At 62.5% G+C, this 23,668-nt stretch carries 22 protein-coding genes; 11 read left to right on the top strand and 11 right to left on the bottom strand.

The annotated features are described in order from the left end of the window. The first annotated feature begins 121 nt into the window (after nucleotides 1-121). On the top strand, nucleotides 122-1,153 hold the full coding sequence (gene rtcA, locus ACYAS9_RS00830) for an RNA 3'-terminal phosphate cyclase (RefSeq protein ID WP_463566441.1): 1,032 nt from the start codon (nucleotides 122-124) through the stop codon (nucleotides 1,151-1,153). Nucleotide 1,154: 1 nt separating this feature from the next. On the opposite strand, the gene dmeF is transcribed toward rtcA, so the two are convergent. Beyond that, nucleotides 1,155-2,084 carry a CDF family Co(II)/Ni(II) efflux transporter DmeF gene (gene dmeF / locus ACYAS9_RS00825; RefSeq protein ID WP_463566440.1) on the bottom strand — a complete coding sequence of 310 codons (930 nt, stop codon included), beginning with the start codon at nucleotides 2,082-2,084 and terminating at the stop codon, nucleotides 1,155-1,157. 62 nt (nucleotides 2,085-2,146) lie between these two features. Here dmeF and ACYAS9_RS00820 point away from each other — a divergent pair, with 62 nt between their 5' ends. The 3 genes from ACYAS9_RS00820 (at nucleotide 2,147) to ACYAS9_RS00810 (ending at nucleotide 3,690) form a co-directional block, all read left to right on the top strand. Then, complete coding sequence (locus tag ACYAS9_RS00820) at nucleotides 2,147-2,422, top strand: metal/formaldehyde-sensitive transcriptional repressor (RefSeq protein WP_463566439.1); 276 nt, start codon at nucleotides 2,147-2,149, stop codon at nucleotides 2,420-2,422. Between the two features lie 23 nt (nucleotides 2,423-2,445). Continuing rightward, the gene (locus ACYAS9_RS00815; protein WP_463566438.1) at nucleotides 2,446-3,249 is read left to right on the top strand and encodes an AraC family transcriptional regulator; all 804 of its coding nucleotides are present in this window, start codon (nucleotides 2,446-2,448) and stop codon (nucleotides 3,247-3,249) included. A 99-nt stretch (nucleotides 3,250-3,348) separates the two neighbouring features. After that, complete coding sequence (locus ACYAS9_RS00810) at nucleotides 3,349-3,690, top strand: cupin domain-containing protein (protein ID WP_463566822.1); 342 nt, start codon at nucleotides 3,349-3,351, stop codon at nucleotides 3,688-3,690. 38 nt (nucleotides 3,691-3,728) lie between these two features. Here the strand turns inward: ACYAS9_RS00810 and ACYAS9_RS00805 are convergent, their stop codons facing one another. The 3 genes from ACYAS9_RS00805 to ACYAS9_RS00795 form a co-directional block, all read right to left on the bottom strand. Beyond that, nucleotides 3,729-4,787 carry an ornithine cyclodeaminase gene (locus ACYAS9_RS00805; protein ID WP_463566437.1) on the bottom strand — a complete coding sequence of 353 codons (1,059 nt, stop codon included), beginning with the start codon at nucleotides 4,785-4,787 and terminating at the stop codon, nucleotides 3,729-3,731. Nucleotides 4,788-4,799: 12 nt separating this feature from the next. Next, on the bottom strand, nucleotides 4,800-6,227 hold the full coding sequence (locus ACYAS9_RS00800) for an amino acid permease (RefSeq protein WP_463566436.1): 1,428 nt from the start codon (nucleotides 6,225-6,227) through the stop codon (nucleotides 4,800-4,802). 140 nt (nucleotides 6,228-6,367) lie between these two features. After that, nucleotides 6,368-7,399 carry a histone deacetylase family protein gene (locus tag ACYAS9_RS00795; protein ID WP_463566435.1) on the bottom strand — a complete coding sequence of 344 codons (1,032 nt, stop codon included), beginning with the start codon at nucleotides 7,397-7,399 and terminating at the stop codon, nucleotides 6,368-6,370. A gap of 134 nt (nucleotides 7,400-7,533) precedes the next feature. On the opposite strand from ACYAS9_RS00795, the gene ACYAS9_RS00790 reads away from it, so the two are divergent. Beyond that, nucleotides 7,534-8,028, top strand: a complete 495-nt coding sequence (locus ACYAS9_RS00790; protein WP_463566434.1) for an Lrp/AsnC family transcriptional regulator — start codon at nucleotides 7,534-7,536, stop codon at nucleotides 8,026-8,028. Nucleotides 8,029-8,031: 3 nt separating this feature from the next. Here the strand turns inward: ACYAS9_RS00790 and ACYAS9_RS00785 are convergent, their stop codons facing one another. Both ACYAS9_RS00785 and ACYAS9_RS00780 read right to left on the bottom strand, forming a co-directional pair. After that, on the bottom strand, nucleotides 8,032-8,847 hold the full coding sequence (locus tag ACYAS9_RS00785) for a TlpA family protein disulfide reductase (RefSeq protein WP_463566433.1): 816 nt from the start codon (nucleotides 8,845-8,847) through the stop codon (nucleotides 8,032-8,034). Next, a complete protein-coding gene (locus tag ACYAS9_RS00780; protein WP_463566432.1) occupies nucleotides 8,847-9,749 on the bottom strand; it encodes a LysR substrate-binding domain-containing protein in 903 nt (300 codons plus the stop codon). Before ACYAS9_RS00780 ends, ACYAS9_RS00785 begins: the two co-directional genes overlap by 1 nt. A 124-nt stretch (nucleotides 9,750-9,873) precedes the next feature. On the opposite strand from ACYAS9_RS00780, the gene ACYAS9_RS00775 reads away from it, so the two are divergent. The 4 genes from ACYAS9_RS00775 to ACYAS9_RS00760 are packed head-to-tail and all read left to right on the top strand — an operon-like array spanning nucleotide 9,874 to nucleotide 13,238. Next, the gene (locus ACYAS9_RS00775) at nucleotides 9,874-10,797 is read left to right on the top strand and encodes a sugar phosphate isomerase/epimerase family protein (protein ID WP_463566431.1); all 924 of its coding nucleotides are present in this window, start codon (nucleotides 9,874-9,876) and stop codon (nucleotides 10,795-10,797) included. Beyond that, nucleotides 10,778-11,557 (top strand): SDR family NAD(P)-dependent oxidoreductase, encoded by a 780-nt coding sequence (locus tag ACYAS9_RS00770; protein WP_463566430.1) that lies wholly within the window; start codon nucleotides 10,778-10,780, stop codon nucleotides 11,555-11,557. Before ACYAS9_RS00775 ends, ACYAS9_RS00770 begins: the two co-directional genes overlap by 20 nt. Nucleotides 11,558-11,609: 52 nt before the next feature. Then, a complete protein-coding gene (locus ACYAS9_RS00765) occupies nucleotides 11,610-12,926 on the top strand; it encodes an MFS transporter (RefSeq protein WP_463566429.1) in 1,317 nt (438 codons plus the stop codon). A gap of 27 nt (nucleotides 12,927-12,953) precedes the next feature. Beyond that, a complete protein-coding gene (locus tag ACYAS9_RS00760) occupies nucleotides 12,954-13,238 on the top strand; it encodes a YciI family protein (RefSeq protein ID WP_463566428.1) in 285 nt (94 codons plus the stop codon). A 348-nt stretch (nucleotides 13,239-13,586) separates the two neighbouring features. Here the strand turns inward: ACYAS9_RS00760 and ACYAS9_RS00755 are convergent, their stop codons facing one another. Genes ACYAS9_RS00755 through ACYAS9_RS00740 form a run of 4 tightly spaced genes read right to left on the bottom strand, consistent with a single transcriptional unit; the run spans nucleotide 13,587 to nucleotide 20,152 of the window. Continuing rightward, nucleotides 13,587-15,986 carry an efflux RND transporter permease subunit gene (locus tag ACYAS9_RS00755; protein ID WP_463566427.1) on the bottom strand — a complete coding sequence of 800 codons (2,400 nt, stop codon included), beginning with the start codon at nucleotides 15,984-15,986 and terminating at the stop codon, nucleotides 13,587-13,589. Next, complete coding sequence (locus ACYAS9_RS00750) at nucleotides 15,976-17,094, bottom strand: WD40/YVTN/BNR-like repeat-containing protein (protein WP_463566426.1); 1,119 nt, start codon at nucleotides 17,092-17,094, stop codon at nucleotides 15,976-15,978. The genes ACYAS9_RS00755 and ACYAS9_RS00750 overlap by 11 nt, the downstream gene beginning before the upstream one ends. 52 nt (nucleotides 17,095-17,146) lie before the next feature. Next, nucleotides 17,147-18,496: a DUF1329 domain-containing protein gene (locus ACYAS9_RS00745; protein WP_463566425.1), complete on the bottom strand. Its 1,350-nt coding sequence runs from the start codon at nucleotides 18,494-18,496 to the stop codon at nucleotides 17,147-17,149. A gap of 18 nt (nucleotides 18,497-18,514) precedes the next feature. Then, complete coding sequence (locus ACYAS9_RS00740) at nucleotides 18,515-20,152, bottom strand: DUF1302 domain-containing protein (protein WP_463566424.1); 1,638 nt, start codon at nucleotides 20,150-20,152, stop codon at nucleotides 18,515-18,517. Nucleotides 20,153-20,372: 220 nt separating this feature from the next. On the opposite strand from ACYAS9_RS00740, the gene ACYAS9_RS00735 reads away from it, so the two are divergent. After that, on the top strand, nucleotides 20,373-20,972 hold the full coding sequence (locus ACYAS9_RS00735) for a hypothetical protein (RefSeq protein WP_463566423.1): 600 nt from the start codon (nucleotides 20,373-20,375) through the stop codon (nucleotides 20,970-20,972). A 74-nt stretch (nucleotides 20,973-21,046) separates the two neighbouring features. Continuing rightward, nucleotides 21,047-21,733 carry a GntR family transcriptional regulator gene (locus ACYAS9_RS00730; RefSeq protein WP_463566422.1) on the top strand — a complete coding sequence of 229 codons (687 nt, stop codon included), beginning with the start codon at nucleotides 21,047-21,049 and terminating at the stop codon, nucleotides 21,731-21,733. Between the two features lie 352 nt (nucleotides 21,734-22,085). On the opposite strand, the gene ACYAS9_RS00725 is transcribed toward ACYAS9_RS00730, so the two are convergent. After that, complete coding sequence (locus ACYAS9_RS00725; RefSeq protein ID WP_463566421.1) at nucleotides 22,086-23,645, bottom strand: bifunctional 3-(3-hydroxy-phenyl)propionate/3-hydroxycinnamic acid hydroxylase; 1,560 nt, start codon at nucleotides 23,643-23,645, stop codon at nucleotides 22,086-22,088. Nucleotides 23,646-23,668 lie beyond the last annotated feature (23 nt).

Raw genomic sequence — 23,668 nt, 5'->3', positions numbered from 1 at the left:
TGGCGTTTCATGGATTTTGCGAGCGCTTACGCACTCGGTCGCGGGTAAACGCGCTCCTACAGGAGGGTGTTGGGCCACAGCGTGTGTGTCGGTACAACAATTATTTTATGTGAAGAAAAAAATGAAAATGGACGTCATTGAACTGGACGGCAGCATCGGCGGCGGACAGGTGCTGCGTAGCGCCTTGAGCCTGTCGATGGTGACCGGCAAACCGCTGCAAATCACCAATATCCGTGCCCGTCGTACCCGGCCTGGCCTGCTGCGTCAGCACCTGACCTGCGTGCTGGCCGCCGCCGAGCTGTGCGGCGCCACGGTCGAGGGCGCGCAGATGCATTCGCAGTGCATCAGCTTTGCGCCTGGCCCGATTCGCGGCGGGGATTACCGTTTCAGCATCGGCACCGCCGGCAGTTGCAGCCTGGTGCTGCAAACCCTGCTGCCGGCCTTGCTGCATGCGCCTGAGCCCAGCCGTGTAAGTGTCAGCGGCGGTACCCACAATCCGCTGGCGCCACCGGCGGACTTTCTGCAGCGGGTATTTCTGCCGCTGCTGCAACGCATGGGCGCCAGGGTCGAACTGCAACTGCTGCGCCATGGTTTCGTACCGGCGGGCGGCGGTGAACTGCTCGCGCTTGTCGAGCCTTCGGCCTTGCAACCCCTGCACCTGTGCGAGCGCGGTGCGCGGTTGAGCCGTCGGGCGACTGCCGTGATCGCCGGCATACCGGGGCATGTGGCCGAACGCGAATTGAGCCGTATCGCCAAGCGCCTGAACCTGCAACCTGAAGAGCTGCACTGGCAGGTCCTCGATCCCGAATGCGGGCCGGGCAATGCGCTGATGATGGAAGTCGTTTGCGAGCACCTGAGCGAACTGTTCATTGCCTTCGGCCACTCCGGCCTGCGGGCTGAAAGGGTCGCCGATTACCTGGCGGATAACGCCCGGCCCTGGCTGGCCGGCACGGCGGCGGTGGCCGAACACCTGGCCGACCAGTTGCTGCTGCCCATGGCCCTGGCCGGTGCCGGAAGCTTTACCACCACTCACCTGAGCGAGCACCTGCAAAGCAATATCAGCGTGATCGAACGCTTTTTGCCGGTGCGTATTCGCAGTCAGCAACAAGATGAGCGGGTGTGGAAGGTGGAGGTCAGCGGCGCCGAGGTTTGATTCACGCCTCAAGCCGGTTGATTTCCACCGTCACATGCACCAGTTCTTCATGGATGGACAACGCGTGCCGCACGCTGTCGGCATCCAGCGCAGCGGTGGTGGCCAGTGTCAGCACGCAAGCGTACTGGTCTTTACTGACGCGCCACACATGCAAATCCGTGATGCCTGCCGGAACCGGTAGCTGTTCGACGACATCACGGATTTCCTGCACCACCGGCGCGTCCATTTCTGCATCCAGCAACACACGGCCGGTGTCGCGCAACAGTCCCTTGGCCCATACCCCCACCAGTATCGCGCCGACCAGCCCCATGACCGGGTCAAGCCAGCCCGCGCCCCAGAATTTGCCTGCCAGCAGGGCAATGATTGCCAGCACCGAGGTGGCGGCATCGGCCAGCACATGCAGATAGGCCGAGCGCAGGTTGAGGTCGTGATGGTGTGCATGGCCGTGATCATGCGCGTGGTCGTGGTGGTGAGCATGGTCGTCGCGCAGCAGCCAGGCACATAGCAGATTCACCGCCAGCCCGACGACGGCGATGACGATGGCCTCGTCATAGCGAATCGGCCCCGGAGACAACAGCCGCTCGATGGACTGAAACACCATCAGCCCGGCCACGCCCAGCAGCAGGATGGCGCTGGAGTAACCGCCGAGAATCTCGATTTTCCAGGTGCCGAAGGTGAAACGCTTGTCGTGCGCCAGGCGCCGGGCTGCCGCATAAGCCAGCAATGACAGACCCAAGGCCAGCGTATGAGAGCTCATGTGCCAGCCATCGGCGAGCAGAGCCATCGAATTGAATTGCCAACCGCCCACGATTTCCACGAGCATCATCACCGCCGTGACCCATACTGCGACCCGCGTTTTACGCTCGGCCGACAGATCGGGCTGATGGAACTGGTGGGAATGCAGATAGCGTTCCGAGGTATGAAGGGTCATGCCGGCATGCTCCAGATGAACAGGTTTTATACTGTACCCCAGTATAGTTTCGAGGAAAGATAATGGCTCATACCGTCAAGGGCAAGAAACAACTGCTGACCCGCGTGCGCAAGATCAGGGGCCAGGCCACGGCGCTGGAAACTGCGCTGGAACAGGAAAAGGACTGCCTGGCAATTCTTCAGCAGATCGCCGCCATTCGTGGCGCGGTCAATGGCTTGATGGCCGAAGTGATGGAAGGGCATATTCGTGACCACCTGGGCGATGCCGAACTGAGCACCGAACAGCGCCAGACCGAGATCGACCAGATTGCGACGCTGCTGCGTTCGTACCTGAAATAGAACCGACAAGGCAGCTCGCGGCCATGAGTGCACACGACTGGGTACAGCACGGAGAATCGCCCACGCGCATCGAGCGCATCGAGGCGTTTTTCAGTGGTCATGGCTATGACCCGCACCGGCATGACACCTATGCCATTGGCCGCACCCTGGCCGGTGTGCAGAGTTTCGAGTACCAGAAAACCCTGCGCCACAGCTTGCCGGGCGGCACGCTGGTGCTGCACCCCGATGAACTGCACGATGGCATGGCCGGCACCGAAGCGGGTTTTCGCTACCGGATGATTTACGTCGAACCGGTGCTGATCCAGCAGATTCTGGGCGGTCAGCCGTTGCCGTTCATCAAGGGCGCGTTGAGCACCGATGCTCGTCTGTACCGCGCCTGCGATGTATTCATGCAGGCCATGGATTGCCCGCTGGAGGCCTTGCAGGAACAGGACGCGCTGTTCGACCTGGCCCAGGCGCTGCAAGCCGTGGCCGGAAAGTCCAGGGCCCGGCGCCGCTTCGATTACCGCGCCGCCGAGCGTGCCCGGGAATACATTCATGGCCGCCAGGGCGCCAGCGTGACCCTTGAAGAACTGGAGCAGGTCAGCGGTCGCGAACGCTGGAGCCTGTCGCGCGATTTTCGGGCGTTGTACGGCACCAGTCCTTATCGCTACGTGACCTTGCGGCGCCTGGACCTGTGCCGGCAATTGCTCAGGTCAGGTTTCAATCTGGTCGACGCAGCCCTGGCCGCCGGTTTCTTCGACCAGAGCCATATGACCCGGCACTTCGTCCACAGCTACGGGTTAAGCCCGGCACGCTGGCTGAAGATGCAGGCGCGATCGCGCTGAAGTTGCACGATCGTACAAGAGCCGGATCCGGCCTGTTGATTAGGCTGGCGATACTTCATCCAACAGGAGTTTCGCCCCGTGAGCCAGTCGATCAACCTTATGCACAAACTGTCGCTGTTCAACGAACAGTGGGCACCCAAAGTGATTGCCGAAATGAACGACTACCAGTTCAAGGTGGTGCGTATCCAGGGCGACTTCATCTGGCATTCCCACCCCGAAACCGACGAAGCCTTTCTGGTGCTCGACGGCACGTTGCGCATCGATTTTCGCGACGGCCATGTGCTGCTCAATAGCGGCGAATTGTATGTGGTGCCCAAAGGCATAGAGCACAAACCGTGGGCCGAACAGGAAGTGAAGATGCTGCTGATCGAACCTCGCGGCGTGCTCAACACCGGCCATGAAGGCGGCGAGCGAACGGCGGTGAACGATCAGTGGATCTGAGCAACAACAGCCCGCTGCAAGGCGGGCTGTCGGGTTTGTCAGGCGATACGCCGCACTTTGCGGCTGGAGGAGCGGGTATGGCGAAACAGGTCCTTGGGATCGTTCTCGTCATCGTCCCGGCCCCATGGAACCAGCTCGATACCGACGCCGAGATTGAGCCGTTCGGCCTGGTCATTGATGTAGCGCAAGGTCGAGTAGTCCTCCAGGGCAAAGCCTACCGAGTCGAAGATCGTCACCTGTGCGTCGCTGACCCGGCCGGGCACTTCGGCGTTCAGCACCCGCCACAGATCAGTCACCGCGAAGTCCGCAGGCATCTGCTGAATGTCGCCTTCGATGCGGGTTTGCGGCTCGTACTCGACGAACACCGTGCCGGCGCGCAGCACATCGGCATGCAGTTCGGTCTTGCCGGGGCAATCGCCGCCGACACCATTGATGTGCATGCCCGGCTCGATCATCTCCGGGGTCAGGATGGTGGCGTAGGCCTTGTCGGCGGTCACGGTGGTGACGATGTCCGCACCGCGTACGGCTTCGGCGACCGAGCGGGCGCGGATCAGCTTCAGTGACGGAAAGTCTGCCAGGTTACGGATCAGCTTTTCGGTCGCCTGCGGGTCGACGTCATAGAGGGCAATCTCTTTGATGCCCAGGTGAAAGTGAAAGGCCAGGGCCTGGAACTCGCTTTGCGCGCCATTGCCGATCAGTGCCATGCGTTGCGCATTCGGTCGCGCCAGGGCGCGGGCCGCCATCAGCGAGGTGGCGCAGGTGCGCAAGGCGGTGGCGACCGTCAGTTCGGACAACAACACCGGGTAACCGGTGTCGACGTCCGCCAGCACACCAAAGGCCATGACCGTGTACAGCCCGTTCTGGGTATTGCTGGGGTGACCGTTCACATACTTGAACGCATAGCGTTGGGTGTTGGCGACCGGCATCAGTTCGATGACGCCGGTGGCCGAATGATTGGCAACACGGGCTGACTTGTCGAATTCAGGCCATTTCTTGAAGTCATCGGCAATTTCATCGGCCAGTTCACCGATAAAGCGGGCAAGCCCGATGCGCTCAACCAGCTGGGACATTGTAGAAACATCGACGAAACGGGTCATAAGGCCCTCCACTCAGTTCATGGATACGGAATTGGAATCAGGATTGGGTGCGGCTGTCTTGCTGCGCCACTGGTAGGCGAGCAGCAAGGCCAGGAACCAGAACGGCATGACGTAAAGGGCGACGCGGGTGTCGGGCTCCAGCGCCAGCAGGCCCAGCACGATCAGCAGAAAAACCTGTGTGATGACGGCCGCCCACACGCCACCGGGCATGCGGTATTTCGATTGTTGATGGGCCAGCGGGTTGTGTTTGCGGTAGGCGATGTAGGACAGCAGGATCATCGACCAGGTGAAAATGATGATGATTGCCGAGACGGTCGAGACCAGCGTGAACACGGCCATGACCTCGGGAATCAGAAACAGCAGGCACAAGCCCGCCAGCATGCAGGTGCCGGAGAAGAACAAGGCTTGCACCGGCGTGCCGGCTCTGGACAGCCGCGCGAACAGCGCGGGCGCATGGTTGCGCTGCGCCAGGCCGAACAGCATGCGGCAGCCGGAGTAGATGCCGCTGTTGGCCGAGGACGCTGCCGAGGTCAGGACCACGAAATTGATCATGCCGGCCGCTGCCGGAAAACCGGCCAGCAGAAACAGCTCGACGAACGGGCTGCGATTGGCCGGCACTTCGGCCCAGGACACCACGCTGATGATGCACACCAGCGCCAACACGTAGAACAACAGGATGCGCACCGGAATGGTGTTGATGGCCTTGGGCAGCGTCCTCTCGGGGTTGCGCGCTTCGGCCGCCGTGGTGCCGATCAGTTCGGTGCCGGCAAACGAAAAAATGGCGATCTGAAAACCGGCCAGAAAGCCGCTCAGGCCATGGGGAAACATCGCGCCGGGCTCGACCATGTGCGACAACGAGGCCACCACGCCGTTGGGTGAGGTGTAGGACATGCCGATCATGACGAACGCGGTGACGATCAGCAGCACGATGGCAATGATCTTGATCAGGCCAAACCAGAATTCGACTTCACCGAATATCTTCACCGCCAGCATGTTCAGGCTGATCAGCAACAGCAGGGTGATAAACGCCGGCACCCAGGTCGGGGCTTCGGGAAACCAGTACTGAAAGAAGCCGGCGACCACCACCACATCACCGATGGCGACGACACACCAGCTTAACCAATACGACCAACTGAGCACGAAGCCGGCGCGCGGCCCCAGGTACTGCGCAACGATGTCGGCGAAGGATTTGAATTGCAGATTGGACAGCAGTAACTCGCCCATGGCGCGCATGACCATGAACACGAAAAAGCCAATGATCGCGTAGACCAGAACAATCGACGTGCCGGACAGGGCGATGACTTTGCCAGAGCCCATGAACAGCCCGGTACCAATGGCGCCGCCGATGGAAATCAACTGGATATGACGGTTCTCAAGCGTGCGCTTGAGGGTTGTGTTGTGCGCTTTTTCTACGGGGGACGTGCTTGAATATTGACTCATTACAGGCCTCTTGTTGTTATGTCGGGGCACTTCAAAAACGTCAGGGCACGCCCACGCGCCGGCCTCCAGGCCATTGCTTACTGGAATGAATGCGTGAGCGAACAACGGTCTGGAGTCACTAACAATCCGGGCACATGGCCTTAGCGACTGGATTCAAAACCTTGCAGGGTGTTGACGGCGTTGATGCCGATTTCATCGACCATGTAACCGCCTTCCATGACGAACAGAGTGGCAATGCCGGCCCTGGCCAGTTGTTCGCCCATGCGGGTGAAGTCTTCGCTTTTGAGGCGGAAGTGACTGATGGGGTCGTTTTCGAAGGTGTCCACGCCCAGTGAAATCACCAGAAACTCAGGTCGGTAATCGACGATGCGTTGCAGGGCGTGCGCCAGTGCCTGCTGGTACGTCTCCCAGGTCGTGCCTTTGCCCAGCGGATAGTTGGCGGTGAATCCTGCGCCGGCGCCGACCCCGGATTCATCCTGGTAACCGGAGAAGTACGGGTAGGAGACGCGCGGGTCGCCATGAATCGAGGCGAAGAACACATCGGCGCGATCATAGAAAATGTTCTGCGTGCCGTTGCCGTGATGGAAGTCGACATCCAGCACGGCCACCCGTTTGGCGCCGGCACTCAAACACCGTTCGGCGGCAATCGCCGCGTTGTTGAGGTAGCAATAACCGCCCATATATTCGCGCGCGGCGTGATGGCCCGGTGGGCGGCACAGGGCAAAGGCGGCGCTGGCGCCCTGAATGACCCGGTCCATGCCGGTCAGGGCCACATTGGCGCTGCTGCGCACGGCCTCCCAAGTGGTGGCGGTGATCGGCGCGCCGGCATCCATGGCATAAAAACCGAGCTTGCCGTCGATGTGCTCCGGCGGGTTGGTGATGGCCAGGTCGCGCACCGGCCAGACCAGCGGCAAGGCATCATGGGTCTTGCCCGTGGCGCGCCATTCGCCCCAGGCACTTTCCAGAAAGGCCACATAGCGCTCGCTGTGGGCGGCGACATAGCAACTGCGGTCGTATTGCGCTTCGGCAATGACATCGCCCAACCGGCTTGATTGCACGCGGGCCAGCACCGTGTCGGCGCGTTGAGGGTTTTCGAAGGAGGGCTTGATCACGCCGTCCTTGAGTTCTGAGCCGTGGTGCAAGCGGTGCCTGGGACTGAAGATGGTCAGCACGTGACGAAGCCTCTTGTTGGACTGGACAGGGATTTTCTACCGGGAAAATTTTCGCGCTGATCCGGCAGAAATGCTTTGCTTTATCGACGGCTTGATTCAACCATCGAGCAAACTATCGGTGTCTGGAGGCTGTTATGGGCAAAGTCATTGCTTTGGATGAACTGGACAGGGTCGATCGTTCGCTGTTGCGCCTGCTGCAAGACGACGGCGCGTTGTCCAGCGCCGCGCTGGGCGAAAAACTGTCGATGACCGTGACGCCGTGCTGGCGTCGACGTAAACGCCTGGAAGACCTGGGCATCATTCGCGACTACCAGGCCAATCTGGACCGCCGCAAACTGGGCTTCGATGTGCTGGCGTTCGTTCAGGTGCGGCTGGGCGACCACTCGGCGATCAACACCGACGTGGCGGCGCAATTCGAACAGGTCGTTCTGCAACACCCGCAAGTGCTGTCGTGCCACAAGGTGACGGGCGAGGCGGACTACCACCTCAACGTGCTGGCCACCGACCTTGAGAGCTACGGCCGCTTCGTCGAGGATGTCCTGCGCTGCCAGCCGGGCATCCTCTCGATTCAGTCCAGCCTGGCCCTCAAGGAAATCAAGTCGGTGACGCGCATTCCGGTGCCTGACTGAGTGCTAATGGGCCGCTTGCGCCCTCAACGCTTCAAGCGCCTGCGCCAGGCTGGCGCCGGACAGCTCGCCCAGATGATTGCCGACCTGCCGGCCCTGGGCATCATAGAACAGGGTGGTGGGCAGCGCGGCAGAGCCAGCACTGCGCGCCAATTGGCCTTCCGGGTCGAACAGCAGGTTACGCAGGCTCAGTGACTGGCTGCTCAGAAAGCGCTGCACGGTGTCGGGTGTCTCGCCCTGATTGACGAACAGAAACTCGATATCGGCATGCTCGGCCTGGGCGGCCATCAGCACCGGCATCTCGCGTCGGCACGGCGGGCACCAGGTGGCCCAGAGATTGACCACTCGCAGCTTGCCCGACGGGTTACGCCAGTCGGCGGGCTGGCCGTGTTGATCGTAAAGGGTCAGCTCAGGCAGCGAGCTGGCGCGTTGCAGATTCTGCAGGATCAGATTACCGCCGCCCCAGCCCAGCACACCCACGGCCATTGCCACGCCCAGCGGCTTGCGCAGTCCGGGGTTGCGCCATAGCTGCCAGCCGCCCAGTGCCAACGCGGCAACCAGGCCAGGCACCGCGCTGAAACCGCCATCGCGGATATCGACGATGCGCCACAGCACGCCCTGGTAATGCTCGAAGTAGCGAATCACGAACGCCAGCCGTGCCACCACCAGCGCGGCGATCAACAGCCTGAACAGCTGGCGTTCAGGGTTGCAGCCCTGGCGCCGGCCCATCCACCAGCCGGTCAGCGTGGCGACAAGCAGGCAGGCCAGCAGCAAAGCATGGTGCATGCCTAGAGCAAAAGGGCCAATGTTCAACGTCAGCATCATTGCCTCCACGCACGCAACAGGCGGGTGAAATGCCCGGCGGCTTCGGACAGCGGCCGGTCGGTCGGCGTGGTCAGGCCGACCGGCGCACGCAGCAGCGGGCTGGCGAACGGCAACGCCGTCACGATGCCCAGGCGCACATCCAGATCGACCACGCCGCGCTGCACGAACCACACCGCGTCATGGTCCTGCACATACACCCGCGAGAAGGTTTCGCTCACTGACTCAAGGATCTGAAAGCCGGCGCCGGCGTTTTGCGACAGCAGAAAGTTGTCGACGCTGATGCGCACCAGCGTGCCTTGCGGCGAGGCGATCAGCACGTACGGGCGCAGGTCATCAAGGCGCAAATGCTCGCGTGCCGCCAGCGGATGCTCCTTGCGCACCACCATCAACAGGTCTTCTTCGTAAAGCGCCTCGAACGCCACGCCGAGCATGTCGCGGCCGATCAGGCGGCCGACGATCAGGTCGATTTCGTCAGTGCGCAACTTGCCCACCAGATAGTCGTAAACCCCGGACAACACCTGCACCCGCACATGCGGGTAAAGCTCGCGCATCTGCGCAACCACCGGCGCCAGCATGTAGCCGGCGGCGGTGGGCAAGGCACCGATGCGCAGCAGTTGCGGGGTCTCGGTTGCCATTTGCGTCGGGTCCATGGCCTGGCCGAAACTGGCCAGGGTTTGGGCCGCATGCTTGTGAAAGGTCTCGCCGGCCGCTGACAAGCGCACGCCCTTGCGGCCGCGAATCAACAATTGCGTGCCCAGCTCCTGTTCCAGTTCCTTGAGGCTCTTGGACACCGCCGACAAGGTGATATGCAGCAGTTGCGCAGCACTGGCCAGGCTGCCGGCACTGACCACGGCAAGAAATACCCGCAGGTGGCGAAGGTTGATCGGGGACTGGCTCATGTCGCAGGGCTCTTGATGGGTTAACCCACAGGTTGATTAGCGCGGATTTTATATCAATTTAATCAACTTGAGGTTTGACCTAGTATCGGCTCAGGTTCTCGATAACAACTTCAAGGAAAACCTCATGACGCACCCCGCACCGCGCCTGGGGGCTTCAAGCGCCTCGTTGCCCAGCCTCAGCCCCGAAGCACTGGCCGATGAACTGGCCCGCCTGGGTTATCAGGGCGTCGAGTGGCGGGTCGCCGACACCGGCCAGCTCGACCCGCGCCAGCCTTGGGATGCCCGGCACAACAACCGCTGCACCATCGCCCCCGATCAGGTCGCCATGAGGCGTATCCAGCGCCACTGCCAGGCGCTGGGCCTGAAGATCTTCGGCCTGAGCCCGTACCTGGCGGTCGGTGATCTGCCGGCGGCCTTTCACCTGATCGACCTGGCCGCCATGGCCGATCAGGCACGGCTGCGGCTGTGGGCGCCGGGCTATGAACACGAACGCTATCCCGAAGCCTATGCGCGCATGCGCCGCTTTCTTGATCGTCTGTTGCCGCATGCGCAAGCGCAGGGCGTGCGCCTGGCGCTGGAAGTGCATCAGCGCACCATCTGCTCCAGCCCGTCGCTGGCCATGCGCGTCGCCGAGCACTATCCGGCCAGCGATCTGGGCATCATCTACGACATCGGCAACCTGGCCATCGAAGGCCGCGAAGACGTGCAGTTGTCGCTGGACCTGATGGGCGAGCACCTGGCTCATGTGCAGGTCAAGAATGTTGCCTACCGCCCGCTGGAACCGGGGCTTGGCTGGCAATGGGACTGGTGCCCGCCGGACGAAGGCGTGCTGCCGCTGCGCAGCATGCTCGCCACGCTGGCCGCCAATGGCTTTGCCGACTGGGTGTCGATCGAAGACTTTTCCAGCTGCCATGACGACCGCCACAAGCTGTTGCGCAACCGCGACCTGATTCGCGACTACATGCAGTCGAGCGATTCGTCTGCCACGTCCGTCACTCCCACAACGACAACAACGAGGCATCGCGCCAATGAACACTTCTCACGCTGAACGCCGCGTGGCGCTGATAACAGGGGCTGCCGGTGAACTGGGGCGTGCCATCTGCACACGCCTGTGCCGCGACGGCCTGGACATCATTGCGGTCGACCTGAACCTTGAAGCGGCGCAGGCGCAGGTGTCCGACCTGCAACTGGCGCCCGGCCAACGCGCCCTGGCGCTGCACGCCGACCTGGGCAACGAGGCTTCGATCAGCGCGATGGTCGAACAGGCTGGCGCGGCGTTCGGTCGTATCGACGTGGTGGTCAACAACGCTGCGGTCAACCATCGCGGCTCGATCTTCGATTTCGACCCTTTGCTGTGGGACCACATGATGGCGGTCAACCTGCGCGGGCCGGCCTTGCTGTGCCAGAAAGTCGCCCCGTACTGGAAGGCTCAAGCAGGTAGCGGGCGGGTGATCAATATGGTCTCGCGTTGCTGGGTCGCCGGTGGCCCGCCGGCCTATGTGGCGTGCAAGGCCGGGCTGGTCGGGCTGACCCGCTCGATGGCCCGTGAACTGGCGCCGCTGGGTGTCACGGTCAATGCCATCGCGCCGGGCCTGTTGCCGTCGGCCTTTACCCTCGATGGCCGCGACGCCGAGAGCTTCGAACGCATGGCCGCAGGCTCGATTGCCAGCACGCCACTCAAGCGCCTGACCACACCTGAAGACATCGCCGGCACCACCTCGTTTCTGGCCTCTGGCGACTCGGCCTTCATCACCGCCGAGGTGATGCATGTGTGCGGCGGTAGCCAACTGGCACCGTTCGGCAGCTGACAGCAACACGCATTACAACCCTCATAAAGACAAGAAAAGTACAGGTTGAATCATGACGACTTCACACGCAAAAGATCCGCGCATGGCCCGCAAGGCTGCCTTTGGCAGCTTTCTGGGCAGCGTGGTCGAGTACTACGACTTCTTTATCTACGGCTCGGCGGCGGCGCTGGTGTTCAGCACGCTGTTCTTCCCGTCCAGCGACCCGATGGCTGGCACCCTGGCGGCATTGGCCACCTTCGGCGTCGGCTACATCGCCCGGCCCATCGGTGCCTTGCTGTTCGGCCACCTGGGCGACCGCCTCGGGCGCAAGCACGTGCTGATGCTGACCCTGTTGCTGATGGGCATCGCCACCACCACCATCGGTCTGTTGCCGACCTACGCCAGCATCGGTGCGTGGGCGCCGGGGCTGCTGGTGGCCTGCCGCTTGCTGCAAGGCTTGTCGGCCGGCGGCGAGCAGGTCGGCGCCAGCCTGCTGACCATGGAACATGCGCCCGGCAAGAAGAAGGCCTTCTACACCAGCTGGTTGATCAACGGCGCATCGATGGGTTCGATCCTGGCCACCTCGGTGTTCATCCCGCTGTCGATGCTGTCCGAGGAACAACTGCTGTCCTGGGGCTGGCGCATTCCCTTTCTGCTGAGCGCCGTGCTGGTCGGCTTTACCTTGTTCATTCGCCATGGTGTCGACGAGAGCCCGGAGTTTCTGGCCAACCAGGCAGCCAAGGCCCAAGCGCAGCAAGCGCCGGTGATCGAGATGTTCAGCAAGGAATGGCGTGCGTTCATCACCGTGTTCTGCTGCGCGCTGATCTGCTCGGTGTCGTCGCTGGTGATGATCTTCGGCCTGTCGTGGGGCACCAATAACCAGGGCATCGACCGTGCCTCGATGCTCTCGGCCATCGCCGCCAGCCAGGTCGCGGCGCTGATCTGCCAGCCGCTGTTCGGTCTGCTGGCCGACCGCATCGGCAAGAAGCGCATCTTCGTGCTGGGTTCGCTGGCCTGCAGCGTCGGGGTATTCGTGTTCATGTGGTCGATCACCACCGGCAATATCGCGCTGATCATCCTCGCCACCGTGTTGCTCAAGGGCGTGATCTACAGCGCGCCGAACGCCTTGTGGCCATCGTTCTACGCCGAGATGTTCAGCATCCGCGTGCGCTACACCGGTGTGGGCCTGGCCACGCAACTGAGCTTCATCATCGCCGGCTTCTCGCCCAGCCTGTGCTACGCGCTGCTGACACCGGGCGGCGGCTGGTTGCCGGTCGGCTATTTCATGGGCGGCCTGGCACTGATTGCCGCCATCGCCGCGATGCTCTCACGCCCGGCCAGTGAAACCGCTATGGCGCCTGCGCTCCAGCCCTCCGTCCAGCGCCACTGAAAGCCTTATCCACTCACAGGAATTGCTATGCCTTTTGCACTGATTGCCCACGATTACCCGGATGCGCTGGACCGTCGCCTGGCCTGCCGCGAACGCCACCTTGAACGCCTCAAGGCACTGGCTGGCGAAGGCCGGCTACTGGGCGGCGGTGTGCTGCTCGACGAACAGGGCAAGATGATCGGCTCCAACGTCCACCTGGCGTTCGACAGCCGCGCCGACATCGAACGCTGGCTGGCGGATGAACCGTATGTGCTTGAACGTGTGTGGGAACACATCGAGATTCGCGAGATCAGGCTATTGAATCTGGCGTGAATCCGACAGGCGCTGAAACCGTAGGAGCGAGCGGTAGCTCGCGAAGGCGAAGGTGCAGTCACCGCAAATGTGCTGATTTCACTGGCCCTTTCGCGAGCTGCGCTCACTCCTACGCAATGTGTGTCGTGTTTCCGTAGGAGCGAGCGGTAGCTCGCGAAGGCGAAGGTGCAGTCACCGCAAATGTGCTGGTTTCACTGACCCTTTCGCAAGCTGCGCTCACTCCTACGCAATGTGTGTCGTGTTCAATACCAGGCCACCCCCAAAATCCGTAGGAGCGAGCGCCAGCTCGCGAAAGGACCAGAAAACCAGTAGATGCGTGGTGATCCGGCCCAGGCATTCGCGAGCCTTTCAGGTAATCTTCCGGGCACCTTCACCGTTCAGCAGCAACCGCGCCAGCGCCGGGGTCAGGATCAGGGCGCCGAGCATGTTCCAGATAAACATGAAGGCCAGCAGAATCCCCATGTCGGCCTGGAACTTGATCGGCGACAAGGCCCAGGTCGCCACGGCGATGCCCAGGGTCACGCCGGTCAGCACCACCACTTTGCCGGTCGACAGCAACGCCAGGTAGTAGGCCCGCGACAGCGCGATGCCCTGGCGCAAGTTGGCCAGCGTGACGCTGAGAATGTACAGCGAATAGTCCACGCCAATGCCCACGCCCAGGGCGATCACCGGCAAGGTGGCGACCTTAAGACCAATGCCCAGCCCGACCATCAGCGCCTCGCACAGAATCGAGGTGAGCATCAGTGGCAGCACTGTGCACACCACCGCGCGCCACGAGCGGAAGGTGATGTAGCACAGCAGTGTCACCGCCGCGTAAACCATCAGCAGCATCTGCACGTTGGATTTCTTGACCACGATATTGGTCGCCGCCTCGATCCCGGCGTTGCCGGCCGCCGACATGAATTGCAGGGTTTCGCTGTTATTGGCCGCCGCAAACGCCTCGACGGTATTGGCCACCCGCGTCAGGGTGTCGGCCTTGTGGTCGGCGAGAAACACGTTGAGGGTCAGCAGGTCGCAGTTCTGGTTGAACAGCTCGCGCGGTGCGCGGGTGATGATCGCGTTGAGCAGGCCCTGGTTACGCGGAATCTCGTACCAGGTCAGGCTGCCTTCGTTCATGCCGGCGGCGGCTTGTTTGCTCAGCGCGGCCAGCGAGGTGGTCGAGACCACGCCGGGCAGTTGTTGCAGGCGCGCTTCCAGGGCATCGACCTTGACCAGGGTTTCGTAGTTGGCGCAGTAGTACTGCGGGGTCTTGACCATCACCACGTATTTGTCGCTGCTGGCGGCGTAGTTGCTGACCATGAACGCGTTGTCCAGGTTGTAGCGCGACTCGGGGCGCAGCTCTGGCGCGCCGGGGTCGAGGTCGCCGACTTTCAGGTGCAGGCTGACCGCAAAGCCTGCCACTGCCAGCGCGGCGGCGATCAACAGGGCGCCGTTGCTCCAGCGGCCCGGACGGGTAAACAGATCGAGAAACGCCCACAGCGCATTGCGCTCGTTGAGCACATCGCGGGTGGCGCGTTGTTCGGCGTCGGCCTCGCGTTGCGCGGCCTGTTTGCTGACGCCGGTGTACGACAGCAACACCGGCAGCAGCACCAGGTTGGTCAGCACCAATACCAGCACGCCGAGGGTCGCGGTGACGGCCAGGTCCTGAATCACCGGGATGTTGATGATCATCAGCACCGCAAAGCCCACCGCATCGGCCAGCAGGGCCATGGCGCCGGTGAGGAACAGGCGGCGGAAGGTCAGGCGCGCGGCGGTCAGTTTGTCGGCGCCGCGACCGATGTCCTGCATGATGCCGTTCATCTTCTGCGCGCCATGCGACAGGCCGATGGCGAAGATCAGGAACGGCACCAGAATCGAGTACGGGTCCAGGCTATAGCCCAGCGTTGCGAGCAGGCCCATCAGCCAGATCACGGCGATCACCGAACACAGCAGCACCAGCAAGGTGCTGCGCACGCAACGGGTGTACCAGTACAACACCAGCGCGCAAATCAGCAGGGTGCCGGCGAAGAACAACTGCATCAGCGCCAGGCCGTCCATCAGATCGCCGACCACTTTGGCAAAGCCGGTAATCGCAATGTCGACCTGCGCGTTGCTGTACTTGCTGCGCAGTGCTTCAAGTTGCAGCGACAGCGCTTGATAGTCCAGCGCCTGGCCGTTGGCGGTGTCTTGCAACGGCACGATGATCACGCTGGAGCGCAGGTTGGGCGCCACCAGCCTGCCGATCTCGCCGGAGCGTTCGACGTTCTGCCGCACCTGTTCGATGCTGGCCGGCGAGCCGTTGTAATCCTCAGGAATCACCGGGCCGCCGTCGAAGCCTTCTTCGGTCACGCCGATCCAGCGGGTGGCCGGCGTCCACAGCGATTTCATATACGGGCGGTCGACGCCGCCGAGCAGGAACAACTCGTCGTTGAGCTGCTTGAGGGTTTCCAGGTACTGGGCGTCATAGATGCTGGCGCCGTTGCTGCGCACGGCGATGCGCAAGGTATTGCCGCCTTCGCCAAGCTGGCTGCGGTACTTGAAGTAGTTCTCGATGTACGGATGATCCACCGGGATCATGCTCTCGAAGGCCGCGCTCAGGCGCAGGTGCTGCGCCTGCCAGCCGAGCAGTGCGCTGGCCAGCAGGCACAGCAGCACAATCAGCCAGCGAAAGCGGAATAGCACTCGCTCGGGCAGCCCGCCGGAGCGCGGGTCGAACAGGCTGATCGTGGAGTCGCTGCCAGACGTCGGGGGGTTAACGTTACTGTTCACGTGGCGTGCTCCGCTTCTGTGGATCAAGGCTCTGTGCGTCCAGGCTCAGCCGCGACAAGCCGCGCGCGCTGCTGACCAGCACCTGGCCGTCGGCCAATTCGGTGATGCCGGTGAGGTAGGCCGGCTCAGCCAGCGGTGTGGCGCTAAAACCCTGTAGCGGATCGTTGCTGCCCAGCAGCCGGCCGGATTCGTCGACCAGCACCACGCGGCCATCGCTCAGGCGCGTACCGGCGGTGAGGGTGATCGGTTGCGGGTTGGCGATGCCTTGCCAGCTGTCGCCGGCATCGTCGGACAGGAAAATCTTGCCGCGCAGCCCGAACGCCAGCAGGCGTTGCGGGCCTGCCGCGACCAGCCCGAACAAGGTTCCGCTGGCCGGTGAATCCAGCGCCTGAAAGCTGGCGCCGCCATCGCTGGAGCGCAGCAGCAGGCCTTGCTCGCCGGCAATGAACACGGCATCGCCCAGTGCTTGGATGGCGTACAGGTGCAGCGCACCGGGGTTGTCCAGTTGCCGGTCGACCGGCTGCCAGTGCGCGCCGCCGTCCTGGGTGGCAAAGGCCAGACCATAGGCGCCGACGATGAGGCCGCGTTGCGTGTCGAAAAAATGCACTGCCAGAAACGGCTTGTCCGGGCCGTCGGCGAGTTGATTGCGTGCATCGCTCAAGCGTCGCTCGGCCGCCGCGCCAGGTTCAGCCGCCAGGTTTTGCTCGGCGGCCTGCACCAGCAATTGCGCCGCTTCGCGGCCGTCCAGTTTCAACTGCCAACTGCGCCCGCCGTCATTGCTGTGCAGGATCACGCCGGCATGCCCGATGGCCCAGCCCTGTTCGGCGCTGGGAAATGTCACGCGGGTCAGGGTCACGCTGACCGGCGCTGGCACTTGCTGCCAGGTTTGGCCATTGTCTTCGGAACGTACGATAAAACCGCGCTCGCCGACCGCCACCAGGGCGTTGCCGGCGCGGGTGACGTCGAGCATCAGCGAGCGTTGCGCCAGGGCACTGACCAGGGCCGGTTGTTGCAGTGGCTCGGTAAGCACCGGCGCCTCTTGGGCGCTGCTGGTCATGGCGTGCAGGCACAGGCATGCCGTCAGCAGGCTGACTGGAAATCGTTGCATCGTTGAATCCTCGAACGAGGGGCGGGCACGCAGGCCCGCCCTTGAGGCTGGGTCAGCGTGCGGAGTCCGACGCCACCGCATTGCCGGTGAAGAAGTTCTCCGGCTTGCGCGGCACTACCGAATAGCGCTCGCCATTGAGGCCCTGCACCACGCTGTAGGTCCCGGCTTGCAGGTTGTAGATGACCACCGGCTTGACCACCACGGCCGGGATCGACGGCACCACGAACGGCAGCACCTGATTGACCCGCCACAGTTTGCCCTGCGCGTCGTAGCCATCGACCATCGCTACCGTCCAGCTGTCTTCGTCGATGTAGAAGCGCCGCTTGGGCACGGCATGACGTTTGCCGGGCGCAACGGTGGCCTCGACTTCCCAGACGCGGTGCAATTCCCAGCGCAGCTTCTCGGGGTTGAGTACGTCTTTGGTGTTCACATCCTCAGGTTTCTGGGCGTGAAAGTTGTTGGTGTTGTAGGGCACGTACATTTCTTTCTTGCCGATCAGCTTCCACTCGTAGCGGTCCGGGTGGCCAATGAAGCCGTGCACCTCATCGAAGTAGTTGGCGCCGGAGGCGACGAAATCGGGGGTGTCGTAACCCACGGTCGGGGCGCGGCGCACCCGGCGCTGGCCGACCAGGTATTGCCAGGCATCGCGGGGGCTGGCGGCGTTGATGCTGTCGTGGGTCACCAGCGATTCACCGGCCTTGAACGGCGGCTCGTTGGTGATAAAGCGCAGCAGCACATACTGGCCGGGCCATTTCTCGGCGCTGCCGTCTTTGTAGTAGTACGGGTATTGCCAGTTCTCGACGCCCCGGCTGGCCATGGTCCGCGAGCCGTCGGCGTTGCCGATGGTGTTGCGGTAGCCCATTTCGATGGACTCGGCCTCGACGCGCAGCAGCGAGTTCCAGATCAGCTCGTTGCCGTTTTTCGGAATCGGGAACGGAATGCCGCCGTAGCAGCCCTGCACCGACAAGCCGGCTTCGGTGAGCTGGCATTTGCTGGCGTTGGCGGCAGTGTTGTCATACACCCATTGCGGCGCGGCCGCGGTGCGATGGGTGGGGTAAACGTCGATGAAAAAACTGTTGGGGTATTTCTGCAACAGCGCCTGGGTGCCTTCGCTGAGCTTGCCGGCGTACTGGCTGGCATTGGCGGCGGTGATGCGCACCAGCGGTTTTTCACCGGGGAACGGGTCAGCCGGCACATCGCCGAACTTGGGGCCGGCGATGTCTTTGCTCAGTCCGCCGGTCCACGCCGGAATGCTGCCGTCGGCGTTACCGGCACGCTCGGCGCCCAGCGGGGTAAGAGAGGTCTTGAGCTTGGCGGCTTCTTCAGGCGAGACCGCCGCAATAGCGGTGCCGACGATCAGGCTGGCGGCCAGGGCAGTCAGCAGCAGAACTTGTCTTTTCATCTTATTGTTCTCCGTGGATCAGAAAGTGCGCTGGATCGAAAAGGCGATGAAGTCTCTGTCCTTCAGGGTTTGCTCGAAGGTGTAGTTGTTGTCCTGGCCGACGATGGGGCCGCCGTCGCCGAAGAAATTGGTGTAGCTGAGCGAGGCGTACCATTGCTTCTGATAGTCGGCCTTGAGCGCCAGGGTGATGTCGCCACCGTGCTCGGGCGCGAACGCCTGCGGGGTCACCGACGAGCGACCGTAAGGGGTGTAGCCCACGGTGATCGGCAACTGCACGTCGATGCCGGGAAACACCTGGAAGTACTGCGGCTCGAAGGTGGCGCGCACCGAATAGGCATCGCGGGTGCTGTTGGGGTCCAGGCGTTCGGCGTTGCGCTTGACGCTCAGGCGCCGGTTGAAGGCCACCTCGCCGACCAGCGAGGCACCGTCCCACAGCGCGGTGCCGCCGTAGACATTGACCATCGACAGTTGTGCATGCAGCGAGTCGCCGATCGGGTACAGCGCGCGGCTGCTGTTGTTGGCGGTCATGTCGCCGGTGACCACGACACCGCCGTTGGCGGCCAGCGGCGTGTCGACGCGCATCGAGATTTCACCGGCGATATTGGCTTCACCCACCAAGGTGCTGAAGCTGGCGCCGTAGGTCTTGATGTCTTCGGGGTAGACGTTGACGAAGCTGTCGTCGCCGCCCAGAAAGCCCGGGCGCCAGTAAAACACGGGCGTCTTGTCGTGATAGCGCGCCGCGTACAGGCCGAACTCCCAGTCCTGCAGGGCAAAGCGGATCTGGCCGCCGAACTGGCCTGAGTCGCGGGCCTTGATGTCGCTGCCACGCAGCAAGCGGCCGCCGGCGAAATAGATGCTTTCGGCGCCATCGCCCACAAAGTCGCCGGCGCTGAAAAAACTGCCGGAGCCGGGCAGGCGGGTCTTGTTCCACTCGAACTGGTAGTAGGCGCCGACACTGACGGTGTCGGTCAGTTGCCAGTTGAACGAGAACTGCTCGGTGGGCAGCAGGATTTCCTTGAACTGCGAGCCGGGCACCGATTGCAGCTTGACCAGGTCGACGGTGCTTTGCGCGTTGGCGATGCCGTTGGCGCCGAAGAACAGGCTCTCGCCGTAGATCTGGTTGAACTGACCCAGGCGTGCCGACAAGCGGGTTGAGCCGATGTCGGTGGCGCCGTAGACAAAGGCGTCGAGCAACTCGCCGTCACGGCCGTGCAGGTCGCGGGTCTTGCGGGTGAATTCGTTGTAGCGAACGCTCACCGGGTTGGCCGTGCCGGGCGAATTGTTGTCGTTGCGCTCGTTGTACACGGTGTCGTACCAGGCCGCGCCGCTGATGCGCGCGCCGACATCCTTGTACTTGATGTCCAGCTCCGAGAGCAGGTCGAAACGGTTCGAGATCAGGCCGGTACTGAAGTTGCGATCACCGTCGTCGACGTTGGGGTTGGACGCCGAAGACATGACGTTGTCGGCACGCTCGTTGAGGCGCCAGGCGTTGCTGTACTTGACGGTGTTGTCCCAGCGGGTGGTGAGCCCGTCGATGCCGGTATCGAAGGTGAAAGCCATGGCGTTGGCCGAACACAGGGCGATGGCGGCGCTCAGGGTGTTGACCGTACGCCGGGTGAAAACCGGTGTAACGCGGTGGCGTTGCTGGATGTTCATGGATACCTCGTCTGCATTTTTATTGTTGTTACAGGGGGTTCCATCTGTGAGCACGGTGGCTTCAGATGATGCTTTTATTTTTGTGCATTATTAATTCTTTTTTGCTTATTGTTATGCTTTGTGCACAAAAATAGGATGCCTGAGGAAGGGAAGTCAAGCAAAAAACCAAGACTTGCCGCCAACGGCGCCACCACTGGAATGCCATAGGAAGCACAAGAAGATGAAATCTATGTCTGCGCCGCTGCGATCGCTGTCCATCGGCACCCTGCTGGCGTTGGGTTTCAGCCTGCTGTGCGGGTTGAGCGTGCTGCTCGCGGCGGCGATTGCCGGCAACCTGCAAGCGGTGTTCGAAGGCCAGGGCCGGCTGCACAGAATTGTCAGCGTGCACGAAGCGATTCTCGCGACCCGCATCGCTGAAAAAAGCTATCGCCTGGAAGGTCGCCAGGCCGATCAGGATGAGGTGCAGCGCCTGCTGCAAGGCCTTGGAGAGGCGCAAGCGGCGTTGCTCGCCGCAAGCCTGACCGTACTGGTGGTGCTGCTTGGCGCCGTTGCGGCCTGGTTGATTCGGGCGCGGATCATTCATTCGCTGCGTGGCGTCAGCAGCGATGTGGCGACCATTCATCACATGAATCTGCAGATCGCCAGCGCCACCGAAGAACAGAACCGCAGGGCCGGTGAGGTCAGCCGCAGCATGCTGTGCGTGCGTGAGGCGGCGGTGCAGGGCCAGGCTCGCAGCGTGCGCTTGCGTCAGGCCAGCCATGAGCTGGAACAACTGGCCGGGCAACGGCGCGAGGCGTTGGGATATTTCAGGCTTGAATGATGTCAAAAAATTGCACAAAGTTTCCTTTGTGCATAAAATCGACAAGCGTGCAACATCCATGGATACCCACTGACATGCTTACTCCACACAGCGGCTCTCTCATCGAGGTGGCCTTGCAGCAGATGAAAAAGTCGATCATCTGCTGCGACCTGGCCCCCGGCGAAAAACTCAAAGTGGCCGAGCTCTCGCAGAACTACGGCCTGAGCAGCTCACCGATTCGCGAAGCGCTCAATCGCCTGGCCCAGGAAGGCATCGTCGAGGCCGTCGAGAACAAGGGCTTTCGCGTCGCTAAGCTGTCGGTCGAAGATTTCCAGCAGATCACCCAACTGCGCCGCCTGCTCGAATGCGAAGCGCTGGCCGATGCTATCCGCCATGGCGACGATGCCTGGGAGGCCAGCGTGCTGGGCGCCTACCATCGGCTCGGTGTGGTCGAGAAGCGCCTGGGCAGTATTTCGGTGGCGCTGGACGATGACTGGTCGGTGCGTCACAAGGCGTTCCACTTCGCCCTGTTCTCCGCCTGCCCGTCGGTGATGCTGCTGCGCCTGATCGACTCGCTGTTCGACCAGGCCGAGCGCTACCGGCGCTTCTCGGCCTTGCACCGCAAGGTCGAACGCCACAAGGGCGACGAGCACAAGGTGTTGATGGACGCGGTGCTGGCCCGCGACATCGAAGCCTCGACGCAGATGCTGGGCAACCACATCGGCGGCACCCTGAAAAACGTCACTGACGTGCTGCGCCAGCAGCATTCGACGTTGCAGTAACCCGTAAAACCTGACACCGATTGATGGGTGGCAACACGGTCATTGTAGGAGGGAGCTCTGCTCTGGGCGGCATACCGACGAGGAGGCCAGTAAAGCTGGCACATTTTAGCGACTGTACCGCAGCAATCGTCAGCAGAGCTGCCTCTCATCAAGCATAAAATAAGTTATTGATTTTATTGAGTTTAAAATTCACCGTCTGTAGGAGCGCGCTTTGCCCGCGATTGAGCGCAAAGCGCTCACAAAACTCTGCGAAACGCTGAAAATTTACGACTGCTAGCGCAGCCGGTCGCGGGCAGAGCGCGCTCCTACCGGTCCGATGTTTGCTGCGCGACAGCGCGGCGTCAAACCGAGATCAACCGCGCAAGCGGCCCAATGCCTGACGGATCAATTGCACGGCCTGTTCAAGGTCGTTGGCGCCGCCGTAGACGTAATGGTCCGGGCGTACCAGCAGCACTTCGCAACCATGCCGCGCCATCCAGCTGGCCAGCACGCCGTCATGCTCACGGTACTGGTGTGCATTCGATGGCTGCGCGCTCAGTTGCACCACGCTGACCGGAATATCCTGCCCGGCCAGGCTGTCTTGCAGCGCACTCAACAGCACCTCGGTGGCGGCAAACCCTTCACCGATCACCAGCCGCAGACTCTGCCCGGTAAAGCGATCAAGCAGGTCTTCGCGGCCCTTGCAGTCGGTCACCCGTGGCTGCGGGAACAGCTCGCCCGCCGGCGCCTGACCGTCGATAAAGCCGCCCTTGAGCCCCGGAATCAGCGACTGGCGAATCGTGCCGCTGGGTGTGCTTTCCAGGCTGGCCAGCAGCACCCGGTCACGCTCGACGGCGCGCACCGGGTCGCGTTCGCAGATGGTCTGGCCGAACTCCTTGGCAACTTCCGTGGTGCGTTTGACATGCGGCGCGCGTTCGACCTGATAGCTGTCGAGCAACGTCGGCGTGGCGACGCCGCGCCGCACCAGCGCCAGTTTCCAGATCAGGTTCATCGCATCACGAATGCCCTGGCACATGCCTTGCGCCAGGAACGGCGGGGTCATGTGCGCGGCATCGCCAAGGAAGAACAGGTTGCCGACCCGCCACTGTTCCAGGATCAGTGCATGAAAGCGGTAGCTCGACGCACGCCAGATGTCGTAGTCCTGCGCCGGCAGCCAGCGCGAGATCAGTTTCTGGATCGACTCGGGCTGCATGATTTCGGTCGGCGATTCGTCGTCGTTGATCATGAACTCCCAGCGCCGGTGCCGGCCCGGCCCGACCACGAACGTGCTCGGCCGCCCGGTTTCGCAGTACTGCACGTTGGTCACCGGCAAGCTGTCGCCGGCGCCTTCCTTGAGCATCACATCGACCACCAGCCACGGCTCGTCGAAGGCCAGGTCTTCCATGTTCAGTTGCAAGTGCATGCGGATCGGGCTGGTGCCGCCGTCGCAGGCCAGCAGGTAAGCGGCGCTGGCGTGTTCCTGTGTGCCATCAGGGTTGCTGAAGCTGACGCTGACCTGGCCTTCGCGCTGCTGAAAACCGAGCACCTCACGGCCCAGGCGCACCTCGACGTGCGGCCAGTGCTGCAGGTTGCTGCGCAAGGCGCGCTCCAGCGGCGGCTGCGAGAACACGTAGTTCGGCGCCCAGCCCAGCTGGAACGGCGGCTTGGCGGCGTCGATGTGCTTGATCAGCTGCGCCTCACCATTGAGGTAATGCGAGGCGCGATACGGCATCACATGTTCGGCGATAGCGTCGGCCAGGCCAATGTTGTCGAAGGTGCGCATGGCCTCGTGGTCCATGCCCATGGCCCGCGGGTTCTGATAAACGCTGTCGCTCTTGTCCAGCACCAGCGTGCGCAGGCCCCAGGTGCCTGCGAGGTTGGCGGCGGTAACGCCCACCGGTCCCAGGCCGACGATGATCAGGTCGTAATCCATAGTGTTTTCTCTCTTGTTTTCAG

It is taken from the genome of Pseudomonas sp. HP_08, assembly GCF_055284095.1.
Note: the sequence above shows the minus strand (reverse complement) of the source record. Positions and strands in the feature narration are given on the sequence as shown.